A 14,576-nucleotide genomic window follows, 5' to 3' on the forward strand; every position below is an offset into this window, starting at 1 on the left:
GTGACCTCCTGCTGCGAATTACTTCAGCAGCTTATCCAGCATGTTGATATCGGTATTGTTGTGCAGATGCGGCACCGTCCAGCCGTGCTGGTCGTACTCAGACAGGCAGCGGTCGACCATCGCCATCATTTTGTCCATGTTGCCGGAGCTTTGCGCCTGGCGCAGGCACTGCAGGCGAATTTCATCCTGGCTGCCGGAGTAGTTGATCTCATACAGCTCATGACGGCCGCCAAATTCGCTGCCAATGGCGTCCCACATCAGCTTGAGGATCTTGATGCGCTCGACGTGATCCATGCCGTTCGATCCGCGCACATATTTCGCCAGGTATTCGTTGATCTGCGGGTTGTTGAGATCGCGGGCGCTGGACGGCAGATAGATCAGGCCGCTGGTGACGCTGCGTTCGATAATGTTTTTGATTTTGGCGTAGGCCATCGGCGCCATCACGCGATAGGTTTGCAGCGCGGCGTGATCCGGCAGATACGCGCCGTTGACCCACGGCGTAGCTTCGGCGCACATCGAATCGCTCAGCGCCCAGAACATATTGCGCCAGGCCACGACTTCGCCAAGCTCGGCCTGCACGCCACGGAACTCCAGGGTGCCGGTGCACTCCAGCGAGCGCTTCAGCAGGGCGGTGATAAAGTCGAGTTTTACCGCCAGACGTACGCAGGCCTGGAGCGGATACATGCGGGCGAAACCGCCTTCCATGGTCCAGCGACGGCAGCGATCGAAATCGCGATAAATCAGCACGTTTTCCCATGGGATCAGCACGTTATCCAGCACCAGGATCGCATCGTTCTCGTCGAAGCGGCTGGAGAGCGGATAATCGTATGGCGATCCGGTGGCTCCGGCCACCAGCTCATAGGAGGCGCGGGAGATAAGTTTGACCCCTTCGGCGTCCATCGGCGCGACGAACATCAGTGCGAAATCCGGGTTTTCACCCATCACCTGCGCCGAGCCGAAGCCAATCATGTTGTAGTGGGTTAGCGCCGAGTTGGTGGCGACGACTTTCGCGCCGCTGACGATGATCCCGGCATCGGTCTCTTTCTCCAGCTTGATATAGACGTCTTTCACTTCGTCTGCTGGCTTATGACGATCGATCGGCGGGTTAACAATGGCGTGGTTAAAGTACAGGCCGGTTTCCTGAATGCGGGTGTACCAGTTGCGGGCGTTTTGTTCGAACTGGCCGTAAAACGCCGGATTCGCGCCTAATGCGCAGCCGAAGGCGGCTTTGTAGTCCGGGGTACGGCCCATCCAGCCATAGCTCAGGCGCGACCATTCGGCGATGGCGTCGCGCTGCTGGCGCAGGTCGTCGGCGCTTTTCGCCACGCGGAAGAATTTATGAGTGTAGCCGCCGCTGCCGGTGTCAGTGCCCCAGCACAGAGTGTCCTGTAGTTCGGGCTTGTGCAGTGCGTCGTACATTTGAGCTATGGAGGCGGCGGCGTTACGAAAAGCCGGATGAGTAGTCACATCTTTAACGCGCTCTCCGTAGATATAAATCTCGCGGCCGTCCTGTAAGCTCTTCAGGTACTCTTCACCGGTTAACGGGCGTTTAGCGTCTGCACGGAAATTTTCAGGTTTCATAGGGATGACCTCTTCAGTATTAATCGGTAAGTAATGTTAAATTTATGTTTTGTTTTTGTTGTTCAATTGAAGCGGTTAACGCGGCTTTCGTGAAGAGACTTTTAGGTCAACGGTGGGTACTTTTCGGGCGGGGTTGAGTTATGTGATCGGGGTACCGTTTGGTTTGTTATGGCGTGCGATTGCCCCTCACCCTGGGCCTCTCCCATAGGGAGAGGGGACCGATCGGTGCAGCATTTAATACAGCGCCGATCTGGTTTTCTCCCTCGCCCCTTTGGGGAGAGGGGACCGATCGGTGCAGTATTTAATACAGCGCCAATCTGGTTTTCTCCCTCGCCCCTTTGGGGAGAGGGTCGGGGTGAGGGGGATCATGACACCGGCACTTTTTGCGTTCTGAACGCGCTCGGCGAGCAGCCCACTAAACGATTAAAAAAGCGGGCGAAATAGGCCGGGTCTTTAAAGCCCAGCTGCCAGGCTATCTCGTTAACTGCGCTATCAGAGAACAGCAGCAGCCGCTTGGCTTCACGCAGCTGCCGGTCGAAAATCAGCCGCTTTGGCGGGCGGTTGGCGAAGCGGCGACAGATATCGGTCAGCCTGGATTCGGTCAGATGCAGCTCGCTGGCGTAATCCGGCACCGTCCAGTGCTGGTGGTAGTGGCTATCGATCAGCTGGTTAAAACGCTGGAACAGCTTTAGCTCGCCGCGCATCCCGTTGGCGGCATGATCGTCAAGCTTTGCGTTGCGCAGCAGCAGAGTGAACACCGCCTGCGCCAGCAGCATCAGGGTGTGTTCGCGCCCCGGCAACTGCGCGGTCGATTCGCGTTCAATCAGCCGCCAGTAGTGCGCCAGCGCCGCCAGCTCTTCGGGCTTGTCGGCCAGCGACAGGCAGATGCCCGGCAGGCCGAAGGCTTCCCGCGTGCCAGGGTAGAGCACCTCCAGCAGCGGCCAGACCAGATCCTCCCGTATCGTCAGCACGTGGCCGTCGCTATCGGACTCGGTGATAAACGCGTGCGGCACCGAGGGCGGCGTCAGGACAAACAGCGGCGCCTGCACCGAGTAGCGACTCTCGTCGAGCTGCAGCTCAATCTGCCCGGTATCAAGAAAGTGCATCTGAAAATACTGGTCGTGACGGTGCGCCTGCATATCACGACCGAAGAACTCCGCCATGCGCGCAAACGACTGATAATGCACATCTTCCGTCCCAAGACTCTCATCGTACTCTTTGTTGATATCGATATTGGTGACAGGACTCTGGCACATAGCGGCTCCTTACGGCGTCGCGCGAGGACGCGATCCTTTCATCGGAATAGCCCAGATAATCACCGCGCCAATCACCAGCAGGGCGGCGACGAACCACAGACCGCTGCTAAAGCTGCCGGTAACATCTTTCAGCCAGCCGATCATTAGCGGACTGATGGCCGATCCGATATTGCCGGTGGCGTTGATCACCGCGATACCGATCGCTCTGGCGCGCAGGCTGATCGACTGATCTGGGGTAGTCCAGAAAATGGCCATTGCGCTAAACGATCCGGTGGAGGCCATCACGATCCCCAACAGCTGGATCAGACTGTGATCGGTGGCCGACGCCAACAGCCAGCCCGCAGCGGCGAACAGGAACGGCAGGGCGGTGTGATGTTTTCGTTCCTGGTGTCTATCTGAGTGGCGGCTCCAGTAGATCATCCCCAGAATGGTACAAATCTGTGGGATCGCCGCCAGCAGGCCGATGGTGATATTGCTACTGCCTTCGTTAAAGCTTTTGAGGATCTGCGGCGTCCAGATGCTGATCGCGCTGAGGGTGTTGGTCAGGCAGAAGTAGGCCAGGGTGTACATCAGCACGATCGGCGTAAACACTTCGCGCCACAGGCTGCGTTTCTGCATGGCGTGATGGCTGATCGCCCCTTCCGGCTGTACTAGCGTGAGCCGATCGTTATCCATCATCTCCTGCAGGCATTTTTTGTCCTCCGCTGTCAGCCATTTGGCCTTCGACGGCGAATCATCGAGCCAGAACCAGACCATAATACCGAGCAGCACCGACGGGAAGCCTTCCAGCAGGAACAGCCACTGCCAGCCGTGCAGATTGAGCAGGCCGTCCATCGACAGAATATAGCCGGAGACGATAGAGCCCAGCGCGGTGGTTACCGGCATTGCTATCATAAACAGCGCGTTGGCGCGGGCGCGGAAAAAGGCCGGGAACCAGAAGGTTAGATACAGCAGGATGCCGGGCAGGAAACCAGCCTCGGTAATCCCCACCAGCATCCGCAGGATGTAGAGGCTGTTCGGCCCGGTAGCGAACATGGTGGCGGTAGAGGCGATGCCCCACAGCACCATGATGGTGGCAATCCAGCGGCGAGCGCCGACGATGCTGAGCATCACGTTGCTGGGGATGCCGAAAATCACGTAGGTGGCGTAAAACAGGGTGGTGGCAAGGCCGAACATGGTGGCGTTGAGGCCCAGATCCTGCCCCATGGTCAGCCCAGCAAAGCCGATATTGATCCTGTCTAAAAACGAGAAGATAAACAGCACGAACAAAAATACGATCAGGCGGCGGAACAGCTTGTTGATAACCGACTGCTGCTGCGCCGTTAGCTGTTTATGCTGATTGGCAGGATCTTGCGCTTCCGGGAGTGCTGATGATGTGTCGCTCATTGTCTTTTCCTCTAATGGGAATTTTGTAGGGTACTGCTGTTTGCCCGGCGGCGCTGCGCTTACCGGGCCTACGGTTCGATGTTGTTGTAGGAGCGTAGCGCCACCCGGCGTTAGTAGACGCCTGACGAACCGTTGGTCGTTTTTTCCGCGCCAAATCGTGCCGCCAGCGCTTCGGCGCCACGAGCCAGCAGGGTGGTATCGACGCCGACGGCGACAAACAGCGCGCCAAGTTCCAGATAACGCTTCGCCAATTGTTCGTTAGCCATCAGGATCCCCGGCGCTTTGCCCGCTGCGCGAATCTGCGCGATAGCCTGTTCGATGGCGGCCTGCACTTCCGGATGCTGCGGATTGCCGCCAAAGCCCATGTCGGCGCTAAGATCCGCCGGGCCGATAAACACGCCGTCCACGCCTTCAACGTCGAGAATTTGCGCCAGGTTTTTCAAGGCTTCGCGAGTTTCGATTTGCACCAGCACGCACATCGCGTCGTTGGCCTGATGGAGGTAATCGGGGATGCGGTTCCAGCGCGAGGCGCGGGCGAGGGCGCTGCCGACGCCGCGAATGCCTGCGGGCGGATAGCGAGTAGCCTTCGCCGCCAGCCGCGCTTCGTCGGCGTTCTGCACCATCGGCACCAGCAGGGTTTGTGCGCCAACGTCCAACAGCTGTTTAATCTGCACCGGGTCGTTCCACGACGGACGCACCACCGGCTGGCTGGGATAGGGGGCGATTGCCTGGAGCTGGGTCAGTACCGTTTGCACATTATTCGGCGCATGTTCGCCATCGATCAGCAGCCAGTCGAACCCGGCACCGGCCAGCAGCTCGGCGCTGTAGCTACTGGTGAGTCCCAGCCACAGACCAATCTGCGGGCGACCGGCTTTTAAGGCGTCTTTAAAGGCGTTATTCATCATGTTCCCCTTAAACAAAGCGGCAGCTAATCGAGCCCATGTTGCCGTAGTCGACGTGGAAGGTGTCGCCCTTGCGCGCCGGAACCGGGCGAGTAAAGGAGCCGCCGAGAATAATCTGTCCGGCTTCCAGCTGGACGTCGTATGGTGCGAGCTTGTTTGCCAACCAGGCCACGCCGTTGGCCGGATGATTGAGCACCCCTGCGGCGACGCCGGTCTCTTCAATCACGCCGTTGCGATAGAGCAGGGCGGAGATCCAGCGCAGATCCAGCTCGTCGGGTTTAATGGGCCGACCGCCGAGGATCACCCCGGCGTTGGCGGCGTTATCGGAGATGGTGTCAAAAACCTTGCGCGGGCGTTGGGTCTCCGGGTCGATGTTGTGGCAGCGGGCGTCGATCAGCTCCAGCGCCGGGATCACGTAGTCGGTCGCATTGTAGACGTCAAACAGCGTGCAGTTGGGGCCGCGCAGCGGTTTGGCCAGCACGAAGGCCAGCTCCACTTCGATGCGCGGGACGATAAAGCGGTCGGTAGGAATATCGCCGCCGTCGTGGAAAAACATATCGTCGAGCAGCGCGCCGTAGTCGGGTTCGCTAATTTGCGAGCTGGCCTGCATTGCTTTTGAGGTCAGGCCAATTTTGTGACCCTTAAGCACGCGGCCTTCGGCGATTTTCAGGTTGACCCATTCGCGCTGTACGGCGTAGGCGTCTTCGATGGTGATCGTTGGGTAATCCAGCGAAATAGCGCGGATCTGTTCGCGCTGTTTTTCCGCCTGGTTCAGCCGCTGGGCGATCAGAGTATGGGTCTGTTTATCGAGCATAGTTGCTTCCTGTTACGTCGTTCGGTGCTGCTGCGCCGGGTGGCGACGCGAGTGCGTCTTACCCGGCCTACGGTTCGTGTCGCTTTGTGTTATGTGCCGGAAGCCGGGGTGGTTTTCCCCCTCTCCCCGTGGGAGAGGGCCGGGGTGAGGGCATCAGGCCGCAGAGAGCCCCCCTCACCCTAACCCTCTCCCCCAAAGGGGTGAGGGGACTGACCGAGCGCGCATTATTTAAACAGCGCGTGCACGTTGTTCTGTTTGTAATTCAACGTCGGATGCAGCTCGGTGATTTCAAACGACAGCGCCAGATAGCGGCTCTCCATCAGTGCGGCGAAATGAGCTTTAATCAGCGCGAACAGCATATCGCCCACGTCCTGACGGCTCTCCTGGCTGCGCCCGGAGCCAATCTTCAGCGTCATATGCACGAAGGCGTAATCGTGCTGACCGTCGGCCATCTGCCAGGTATCCAGCCAGATGGCGCGACTGCGAATGCCGCCGATGGGAAAGATGCCGGTCGCCGCCAGCGCTTCGTTCACTTTGCTGAACAGACCCGGTAAATCGGCCTGTTCGCGGATGTTATCGGTACATTCGGCGATAAAATGCGGCATTCTGCGTTCTCCTTAGGCATGTTCCGGCAGCGGGAACACGGCGTTGACCTGGCCGGTACCGGAGCTGGCGAACAGTTCGGTAATAAACTCCACCTTGCCGTCATACTTATCCCAGCCCAGCAGGCCAAGCAGCATCACCGTGTCGTGCATGTTGCCCTCGCCGTAGCAGTAGTCGGCGTACTCCGGTAGCATGGTGCAGAACTCTTTGAACTTACCTTCACGCCACAGCTTCACGACGCGCTCGTCCATCTGATGGTCGAACTCGCGGGTGTAGCTGTTCATACCTTCTTCCGCACGCTGATCGTCGATAAAGCGATGCGACAGGGAGCCGCTGGCCAAAACCGCCACGGTGCCGTCATATTTCTCGATAGCTTTAAGAATGGCTTCGCCCAGCTTGCGGCTGTCGGCAAAATCGTGAACGGTGCAGAACGCCGAGATAGAGACCACTTTGAAATGCTTATCGGCGTTCATGTAGCGCATCGGTACCAGCGTGCCGTACTCCAGCTTCAGGCTCGGGATGTTGTGCGCTTTGGCGCGTACACCGAGCTTAACGGCCTCATCGGCGATAAGGTGCCCCAGCTCCGGATTACCGTCGTAGTCGTAGGTCATGTCGCGGATAAAATGCGGCAGCTCGTTGCTGGTATAGACGCCCTGAAAATGGTCGGCGCAGTTAATGTGGTAGGCGCTATTCACCAGCCAGTGAGTATCGAAAACGATAATCGTATCAACGCCCAGTTCGCGGCACCGCTTGCCGATTTCCTTATGCCCATCGATAGCGCTCTGACGGCAGCCGTGGTTTTTCCCCGGCAGTTCAGAAAGGTACATCGACGGCACGTGAGTGATTTTTGCTGCTAATGCTAACTTTCCCATATCAGACTCCCCATTTTGGGATCGGATGGTCGCCCATCGAGATGCAGACGTTTTTCATTTCAGCGAATACTTCAAAGCTGTATTCGCCGCCTTCGCGGCCGGTGCCGGAGGCCTTCACGCCGCCGAACGGCTGACGCAGGTCGCGGACGTTCTGGGTGTTGACGAACACCATTCCGGCTTCGATGCCGCGCGCCAGACGCAGCACTTTGCTGACGTCCTGGGTCCAGATATAAGAGGCGAGGCCGTATTCCACATCGTTGGCCAGGCGCAGACCTTCCGCCTCGTCTTTAAACGGCAGCAGACAGGCTACCGGGCCAAAAATCTCTTCCTGGGCGACGCGCATGCGGTTGTCGACGTCCGCCAGCACCGTCGGGCGCAGGAAGTTACCGCTTTTCAGATGCGCAGGCAGATCGGTCGGTTTATCCGGGCCGCCTGCCAACAGGGTTGCCCCCTCTTCAATACCGAGGCGGATATAGCCGGAAACCTTCTCCCAGTGCTGCTGGCTGATCAGGGCTCCCACCTGAGTGTTCGGATCGGCAGGATCGCCGACGCGCAGGCGGTTCGCGCGTTCGGCAAAACGTTTGACGAATTCGGGATAGATGCTCTGCTGAATAAAGATGCGCGAGCCGGCGGTGCAGCGTTCGCCGTTGATCGAGAAGATGGTGAACAGCGCGGCGTCGAGTGCGCGCTCGATATCGGCATCTTCAAAAATCAGCACCGGTGATTTGCCGCCCAGCTCCATGGAGTACTTTTTCAGCCCGGCGTTTTTCATGATATTGCGCCCGGTGGCGGTACCGCCGGTAAACGACACCGCGCGGATGTCGTGATGGCGTACCAGCGCATCGCCCGCCGTCGCGCCGTAGCCCTGAACCACGTTCAGTACGCCCGCCGGAATGCCCGCTTCCAGCGCCAGTTCGCCCAAGCGATCGGCGGTCAGCGGCGACAGCTCGGACATTTTCAGCACCGCAGTATTGCCCAGCGCCAGGCACGGCGCGACCTTCCAGGTGGCGGTCATAAACGGCACGTTCCACGGCGACACCAGCGCGCAGACGCCGACCGGCTGTACGAGGGTGTAGTTGAGCATCTTGTCGTCAACAGGGTAGGTCTTGCCGTTCATCTGTTGGCACACTTCGGCGAAAAATTCGAAGTTATGCGACGCTCGTGGGATCAGCACATTTTTGGTCTGGTGGATCGGCAGGCCGGTGTCGGCGGTCTCCATGGCGGCGATCTCCGGCACGTTCTGATCGATCAGATCGCCCAGGCGACGCATCAGACGTGCGCGCTCTTTCATCGGCAGATTGGCCCATTTCGGGAACGCCTCTTTCGCTGCCGCCACCGCCTGATTTACTTCATCGGCACCGCCGGAGGCGACTTCCGCCAGCACTTCACCGGTTGCCGGGTTGGTGGTATGAAAATACTCGGCGCCAGCGACGTTTTTGCCGTTGATCCAGTGGTTTATCTTTTTCATGACAGCTTCTCCTCATACGCTTGCTGGCTGATGATACGGTTGACCAGGCGGCCGACGCCTTCCACTTCGACGATCACTTCATCGCCCGGCACCACGTCCGACAGCCCTTTAGGCGTACCGGTGGCGATCATGTCGCCCGGTTGCAGGGTCATAAACTCGCTGAGATAAGCGATCAGGAACGGAATGCTGAAGATCAGATCGGCGGTGGTGCCCTGCTGGCGCAGCTCGCCGTTGACCCAGGTGCACAGCGCCAGGTTATGTGGATCCGGGATCGACTCTTTCGCGACGATCCATGGGCCGATCGGCGTCAGGGTGTCGCGGCTTTTCACCCGCAGATTGGGGCGATAGTAGTTTTCCAGATAGTCGCGGATGGCGTAGTCGTTGCAGACGGTATACCCGGCGACGTACTCCATGGAGTCGGCTTCGGCGACTTTACGCGCGGTTTTGCCGATCACCACCACCAGTTCGGCTTCGTAGTGCATGTACTCGACGTTATCCGGGCGTACCGATTCCTGCTGGTGGCCGATAAAGGTGTTCGGCGCTTTGATAAACACCAGCGGTTCGGTGGGAGGCTTAAACTCCAGCTCGCTGGCGTGATCGGCGTAGTTCAGGCCCAGCGCGAACAGCGTGCCGTCGGCGGGCGGCAACCAGCGGAATTCGCCCTCGTTTAGCAGCCTGCCGTCAGCCAGGCGAACCTGGTCGCGTTCATCAACCTGAACATCGTGCTGCTGTCCCTGCCATTCAATGCGTGCTTGTTTCATGCCAGCTCTCCTTCTGCGACCACCGGGTTTTCCAGCGCCGGGAAATCCTCGGCGAGAATGCGCACGCGATCGCCGGGTTGCAGCGTGACGCGGTTATGCGGGGTGCCGATCAGAATGGCGTCGCCGGGGTTGAGCGTGGCGAATTCGCTCAGGGCGCTCAGCAGCTCGGCGGCGGAGCGCTGGAGGTCAGCAGTGTTCCAGCTGTCCGCTTCGCGACCGTTGATTTCGGTGATGATATTTAGATTATCGACGTTGTTGACCGGCGCGAGTTCGCCAATCGGACAAAAGCCGTCGCGGCATTTGGCCTTGATTGCCGGACGATAGAAGCTCTCTTCCGGCAGGCTGACGTCGTTAGCCAGCGCGTACCCAGCAATATAAGCGGCGGCTTCTTCTGCGGCCACTTTGCGCGCGGTTCTGCCGACGATCAGCGCCACGGTCGCGCCGCTCTGTACGGTTTCGCCCTGCGGGTGAGGTATGTTCTCGCCGTTGCCGATCACGGTATTGCGCGGTTTGATAAACCAGACCGCGGTTTTCGGCGGCGTTTTGTAGGGGGCCTGTTGGAACGCTTCGCGCCAGGCATCAAGCTGGCTGCGATGGTTAAGCGCTACGGCGAAGATGGTACCTTTCATTCACCACTCCTTTGCTGCTGATTTCGGAATCGAAGATATTTCATTAATATGTTAATGATCATCTTTTATGCTTTGCAGAAACGTTTGGCAAACAGAAGTGAATATTTTGTGATGTGATTAACAATAAATTTACACTTATAATTTTTTATTCTTTATAAATCAATTGATAATGATTTTACCCTGTACCATCTGGTACTTTTCAGAGGCAGAAACCGGTTGCGTTATGAGGCAATTAACGCTAATTATTAACTTATTAACAGAATGGTAGTTTTATTTAGAGGTATGTGATGCATGATTCGTTAACCATCGCGCTATTGCAGGCGCGGGAAGCGGCGATGGCCCATTTCAGGCCGATCGTTAAACGCCATAATCTTACCGAGCAGCAGTGGCGTATCGTGCGCATTCTTGGCGAAAATCCGTCGATGGATTTCCACGACCTGGCTTTTCGCGCCTGTATTTTACGCCCGAGCCTGACCGGTATTCTCACCCGCATGGAGCGAGACGGTTTGGTGTTGCGCCTAAAGCCGGTCAACGACCAGCGCAAGCTGTACGTTTCGCTGACGCCAGCGGGTTTGAAGCTATATGACAGCGCGCAGACCCAGGTAGAAGAGGCTTATCGCCTGATTGAAGCCGAGTTCACCGCAGAGAAAATGCAGCAACTGACCGCGCTGCTGGAGGAGTTTATTGCGCTGGGTAACGGGGTAAGAGGAGAGGAAGAGGAGTCGTAAGATGGCCCGGAGCCGTGAAAACGTGAAAATCCCCGGAGGCGGTGCTGGCGCACCTGTCCGGGCTACGATCCACAGCCGCTTACGGGCTGGTAGCCCGGAGCTGTGAAAATCCCCGGAGGCGGTGCTGGCGCACCTGTCCGGGCTACGGTTCACAGCCGCTTACGGGCTGGTAGCCCGGAGCTGTGAAAATCCCCGGAGGCGGTGCTGGCGCACCTGTCCGGGCTACGGTTCACAGCCGCTTATGGGCTGGTAGCCCGGACAGGCGCAGCGCGCCGCCTCCGGGAAAGGCACCATTTAGAACAGCGTATCCAGTTCTTCCAGCACGTTGTATTGGTCATCCGCCAGCAGCAGCGTTTTCCATTTATCAAACGTCAGGCACGGGTGCGAGGTACCAAACACCAGAATATCGCCGACCTGCACGTCGCTGCCCGGTGCAAGGTGCAGCATGCAGTGCTGATCCATAATCCCCACGCTCGCGATCCCCTCGGCGGATAGCTGCGCACCGTGACGATAGAGGGCGATGGGCTGCGGCAGTCCGGCGTCGAAGGCGCAGTCGCGCTTGCCGAAGTTAACCACCGCGCGATCCGCTTCCGGCACCGACTGGACCATCGCCATCAGCTCCAGCGCCGAGGTTAAGTCGCCGCCCAGATCGCAGGCGATCGGATCCCGCGCCACCAGCTCCTGCTGTGCGATATCGTAGATCCCCCGGTCGTGGGTGATATAGCAGCCGGGGCGGATAACGATCCGGCAGTTCGCCGGTTTCTCCGCCGCCAGCCAGATGTTACACACCACGTCGTACCAAACGGTACCGGCGCCGGTCAGCACAAACTCGCCCTCAACCAGCGGCGCCATTCGACAGGCCAGTTCGGCGGCCTGGCGCAGCAGGGCTTCAACCTGCGGCTGCGGATCGTCGCCGTGCAAAACCCCTTCATACAGCTCAAGACCGCGCAGCTTCAGGCCCGGCAGCTCCGCCACCGCCTGTGCCAGCGCCAGCGCGTCCTCAACGCTGCGACAGCCGCAGCGCCCGCCCTGCACACCCAGCTCAATCAGCACATCCAGCGTTTGCCGCCGCTCGCTGAAAAACGCCGACAGCGTGCGGGCATTGGCAAGGCTATCCACGCAGCAGATAAAATCCGCCGCCCGATAATGCTCTTTCAGGCGCGATACCACCTGCATATTGGCCTTGCCGACCAGTTGGTTGACCATCAAAACGCGCTGCACGCCGCTGGCCATCGCCGCGCTGGCTTGCCAGGCGCTACCCACGCCGATCCCCCATGCGCCCGCCTGCTGCTGCGCCTGAAAAATCCACGGCGTCATCGTCGTTTTACCGTGCGGTGCCAGCGAGACGCCGCGCGCATCGGCGTAGCGCTGCATCCAGGCGATGTTATTTTCCAGTGCCGTTTTTTTCAGCAGCGCGGCGGGGAGGCAGATATCCTCTGCCAGCAGATTTGCCGGGGCGGACATCACGGCGGCTTTGTGCGGGACAAGCGTATCGGAATGGTATTTCATAACACTATCCTTTCAGGGTTTATGCTCGGATAAAAGTTGGGTATCAATTTTAATTTATTGATAAATATAAATTTAATATGTGATCGTTATGTTTAATGAATAAAAGTATCATAAATTGATCTGGTTTTTGCGTAGTTTTCCACTGTTTTTCCGCCTTGTAAATGGTTAACTTGTCGGCAGAGTTGAAAGGGAGTAATTGCGATGAAAGTTAACTGGCTTTTCAAAAACGTCACCGTCATCGACGGCAGCGGCGGGCCGCAGTTTCGTGGTGACGTAGCGGTGAAGGGCGATCGGATTGTGGATATGGCCCCGGCGTTGAATCTGGCGGCGGAGCAGGTGGTTGAGGGGCTGGGGCGTGTACTGGCCCCCGGGTTTATCGATGTGCATACCCATGACGATATCAACGTCATCCGTATGCCGGAGTATTTGCCCAAGCTGAGCCAGGGGGTGACGACGGTGATTGTCGGCAACTGCGGGATCAGCGCGGCGACGGCAACCATGCGCGACGGCGTGCCGGACCCGATGAACTTGCTGGGCGAGCAGGAGCAATTTATTTATCCCACCGTTGAGGCTTACGCCCACGCGGTGGAGGCGGCGAAGCCGTCACTGAACGTTGGCACGCTGATTGGTCATACCGCGCTGCGCAACAATCATATGGATGATTTGTTCCGCCCGGCGACGGAAAGCGAAATCGCCGGGATGCGTGTTCAACTGCGCGACGCATTGCGTCAGGGGGCGCTGGGGCTGAGTACCGGTCTGGCCTACGCCAGCGCATTCCAGTCCACCACTGAAGAGGTGATGGCGCTGGCGGAAGAGCTGGCGACGGAGAAGGGAATTTATACCACCCACTTGCGCTCGGAGTTTGAACCGATTCTGGAAGCGCTCGACGAAGCGTTCCGCATTGGTCGCCACGGCAACGTGCCGGTGGTGGTCTCGCATCACAAGTGCGCCGGGGCGAAGAACTGGGGCCGCACGAAGGAGACGCTGGCTTTTTTCGATGAGATGCGCCAGCGCCAGGAGATTGCCTGCGACTGCTACCCCTATTCCGCCAGTTCGTCGACGCTGGATATGAAGCAGGTGACCGATGAGTTCGACATCGTTATCACCTGGTCCGAAGCGCAGCCGGAACAGGCCGGTAAAACCCTCAAGCAAATTGCCGATGGCTGGCAGGTGAGCCTCCATGATGCGGCGGCGCGGCTAATGCCCGCAGGTGCAATCTATTACAACATGGACGAGCAGGACGTGCGGCGGGTGCTGCGCTATCCGGTCACCATGATCGGCTCCGATGGCCTGCCGAACGACCCGATGCCGCATCCCCGGCTGTGGGGGGCTTTCCCTCGGGTACTAGGTCACTACAGTCGCGATGAACAGCTGTTTCCGCTGACCACCGCCATTCACAAAATGACCGGCCTCTCGGCGGCACGCTTTCAGCTTGCGGATCGTGGGCTGGTGAAAGTGGGCTACTTCGCCGATCTGGTGCTGTTTGACCCGCAAACGGTGCGCGATGTCGCCAGCTTCTCCGACCCGAAACAACCGGCGGACGGTATAGAAGCGGTGATGGTCAACGGCGTGATGAGCTACGGCAGCTATAAAAAGATTACCGGGCGCGCAGGGCGTTTCCTGCGCCGCCGAATGAGCTAAGGAGTGAAAGATGAGTATTAAACGTTATGGCGTGGAAGGCGGAACCGGCACCGGCGGGCAGCATCTGCCGTTCGCCCGCGCGGTGGAAGCGGGTGGCTGGCTGTACGTCTCCGGTCAGACGCCGATGAAAGATGGCGAAGTGGTGGAAGGGGGGATTGTCGACCAGGCGCGTCTGGCGATTCAGAACTGCGTGGATATCATGACCGAAGCGGGCTATACCCTCGCCGACGTCGTACACGTCAAAGTGATCCTCACCGATTCGCGCTATTTCCAGTCCTTCAACAAAGTGTTCCGCGAGTTCTTTGGTGATAACCCGCCAGCCCGCATCTGCTGCGTGGCGGACCTGGTGGTGGATTGCAAAGTCGAAGTGGATGTGACCTGTTATAACGCGGCGCGCGTGTAAAACCGCGCGAGAAAAATAACATT

The 14,576-nt window shown here is 58.6% G+C and carries 14 protein-coding genes; 3 read left to right on the top strand and 11 right to left on the bottom strand.

Annotated features, from left to right (window positions below; all coding sequences use genetic code 11):
• Nucleotides 1-18: 18 nt before the first annotated feature.
• The 10 genes from hpaB to HV127_RS11210 form a co-directional block, all read right to left on the bottom strand.
• The gene (hpaB, locus tag HV127_RS11165; protein ID WP_182236067.1) at nucleotides 19-1,581 is read right to left on the bottom strand and encodes a 4-hydroxyphenylacetate 3-monooxygenase, oxygenase component; all 1,563 of its coding nucleotides are present in this window, start codon (nucleotides 1,579-1,581) and stop codon (nucleotides 19-21) included.
• Nucleotides 1,582-1,946: 365 nt separating this feature from the next.
• On the bottom strand, nucleotides 1,947-2,837 hold the full coding sequence (gene hpaA / locus HV127_RS11170; RefSeq protein WP_182236069.1) for a 4-hydroxyphenylacetate catabolism regulatory protein HpaA: 891 nt from the start codon (nucleotides 2,835-2,837) through the stop codon (nucleotides 1,947-1,949).
• A gap of 9 nt (nucleotides 2,838-2,846) precedes the next feature.
• Entirely contained in the window at nucleotides 2,847-4,223 is a 1,377-nt protein-coding gene (gene hpaX, locus HV127_RS11175; protein WP_182236071.1) for a 4-hydroxyphenylacetate permease, read from the bottom strand.
• 110 nt (nucleotides 4,224-4,333) lie between these two features.
• Nucleotides 4,334-5,125 carry a 4-hydroxy-2-oxoheptanedioate aldolase gene (hpaI, locus tag HV127_RS11180; RefSeq protein WP_182240627.1) on the bottom strand — a complete coding sequence of 264 codons (792 nt, stop codon included), beginning with the start codon at nucleotides 5,123-5,125 and terminating at the stop codon, nucleotides 4,334-4,336.
• 10 nt (nucleotides 5,126-5,135) lie between these two features.
• Nucleotides 5,136-5,939, bottom strand: coding sequence for a 2-oxo-hept-4-ene-1,7-dioate hydratase (gene hpaH, locus HV127_RS11185; RefSeq protein ID WP_182236073.1), 804 nt, complete (start codon nucleotides 5,937-5,939; stop codon nucleotides 5,136-5,138).
• A 224-nt stretch (nucleotides 5,940-6,163) separates the two neighbouring features.
• Nucleotides 6,164-6,544, bottom strand: a complete 381-nt coding sequence (locus tag HV127_RS11190; protein ID WP_112215119.1) for a 5-carboxymethyl-2-hydroxymuconate Delta-isomerase — start codon at nucleotides 6,542-6,544, stop codon at nucleotides 6,164-6,166.
• Nucleotides 6,545-6,556: 12 nt separating this feature from the next.
• On the bottom strand, nucleotides 6,557-7,414 hold the full coding sequence (gene hpaD, locus HV127_RS11195) for a 3,4-dihydroxyphenylacetate 2,3-dioxygenase (protein ID WP_182236075.1): 858 nt from the start codon (nucleotides 7,412-7,414) through the stop codon (nucleotides 6,557-6,559).
• Nucleotide 7,415: 1 nt separating this feature from the next.
• Entirely contained in the window at nucleotides 7,416-8,882 is a 1,467-nt protein-coding gene (gene hpaE / locus HV127_RS11200) for a 5-carboxymethyl-2-hydroxymuconate semialdehyde dehydrogenase (RefSeq protein WP_182236077.1), read from the bottom strand.
• Nucleotides 8,879-9,643, bottom strand: a complete 765-nt coding sequence (locus HV127_RS11205; RefSeq protein WP_182236079.1) for a fumarylacetoacetate hydrolase family protein — start codon at nucleotides 9,641-9,643, stop codon at nucleotides 8,879-8,881. The genes hpaE and HV127_RS11205 overlap by 4 nt, the downstream gene beginning before the upstream one ends.
• A complete protein-coding gene (locus tag HV127_RS11210) occupies nucleotides 9,640-10,272 on the bottom strand; it encodes a fumarylacetoacetate hydrolase family protein (RefSeq protein ID WP_182236080.1) in 633 nt (210 codons plus the stop codon). The genes HV127_RS11205 and HV127_RS11210 overlap by 4 nt, the downstream gene beginning before the upstream one ends.
• 287 nt (nucleotides 10,273-10,559) lie before the next feature.
• On the opposite strand from HV127_RS11210, the gene hpaR reads away from it, so the two are divergent.
• A complete protein-coding gene (gene hpaR / locus HV127_RS11215; RefSeq protein WP_182236081.1) occupies nucleotides 10,560-11,000 on the top strand; it encodes a homoprotocatechuate degradation operon regulator HpaR in 441 nt (146 codons plus the stop codon).
• A gap of 294 nt (nucleotides 11,001-11,294) precedes the next feature.
• Here the strand turns inward: hpaR and HV127_RS11220 are convergent, their stop codons facing one another.
• On the bottom strand, nucleotides 11,295-12,509 hold the full coding sequence (locus HV127_RS11220; RefSeq protein ID WP_182236082.1) for an amino acid deaminase: 1,215 nt from the start codon (nucleotides 12,507-12,509) through the stop codon (nucleotides 11,295-11,297).
• A 201-nt stretch (nucleotides 12,510-12,710) separates the two neighbouring features.
• Here HV127_RS11220 and HV127_RS11225 point away from each other — a divergent pair, with 201 nt between their 5' ends.
• Together HV127_RS11225 and HV127_RS11230 are read left to right on the top strand one after the other, a co-directional pair.
• A complete protein-coding gene (locus HV127_RS11225; protein WP_182236083.1) occupies nucleotides 12,711-14,150 on the top strand; it encodes a D-aminoacylase in 1,440 nt (479 codons plus the stop codon).
• A gap of 10 nt (nucleotides 14,151-14,160) precedes the next feature.
• Nucleotides 14,161-14,553 carry a RidA family protein gene (locus HV127_RS11230; protein WP_139539310.1) on the top strand — a complete coding sequence of 131 codons (393 nt, stop codon included), beginning with the start codon at nucleotides 14,161-14,163 and terminating at the stop codon, nucleotides 14,551-14,553.
• The last annotated feature ends 23 nt before the right edge of the window (nucleotides 14,554-14,576 follow it).

Origin of the sequence: Klebsiella sp. RHBSTW-00215 (assembly GCF_014103785.1) — a bacterium.
GTDB lineage: Bacteria > Pseudomonadota > Gammaproteobacteria > Enterobacterales > Enterobacteriaceae > Klebsiella.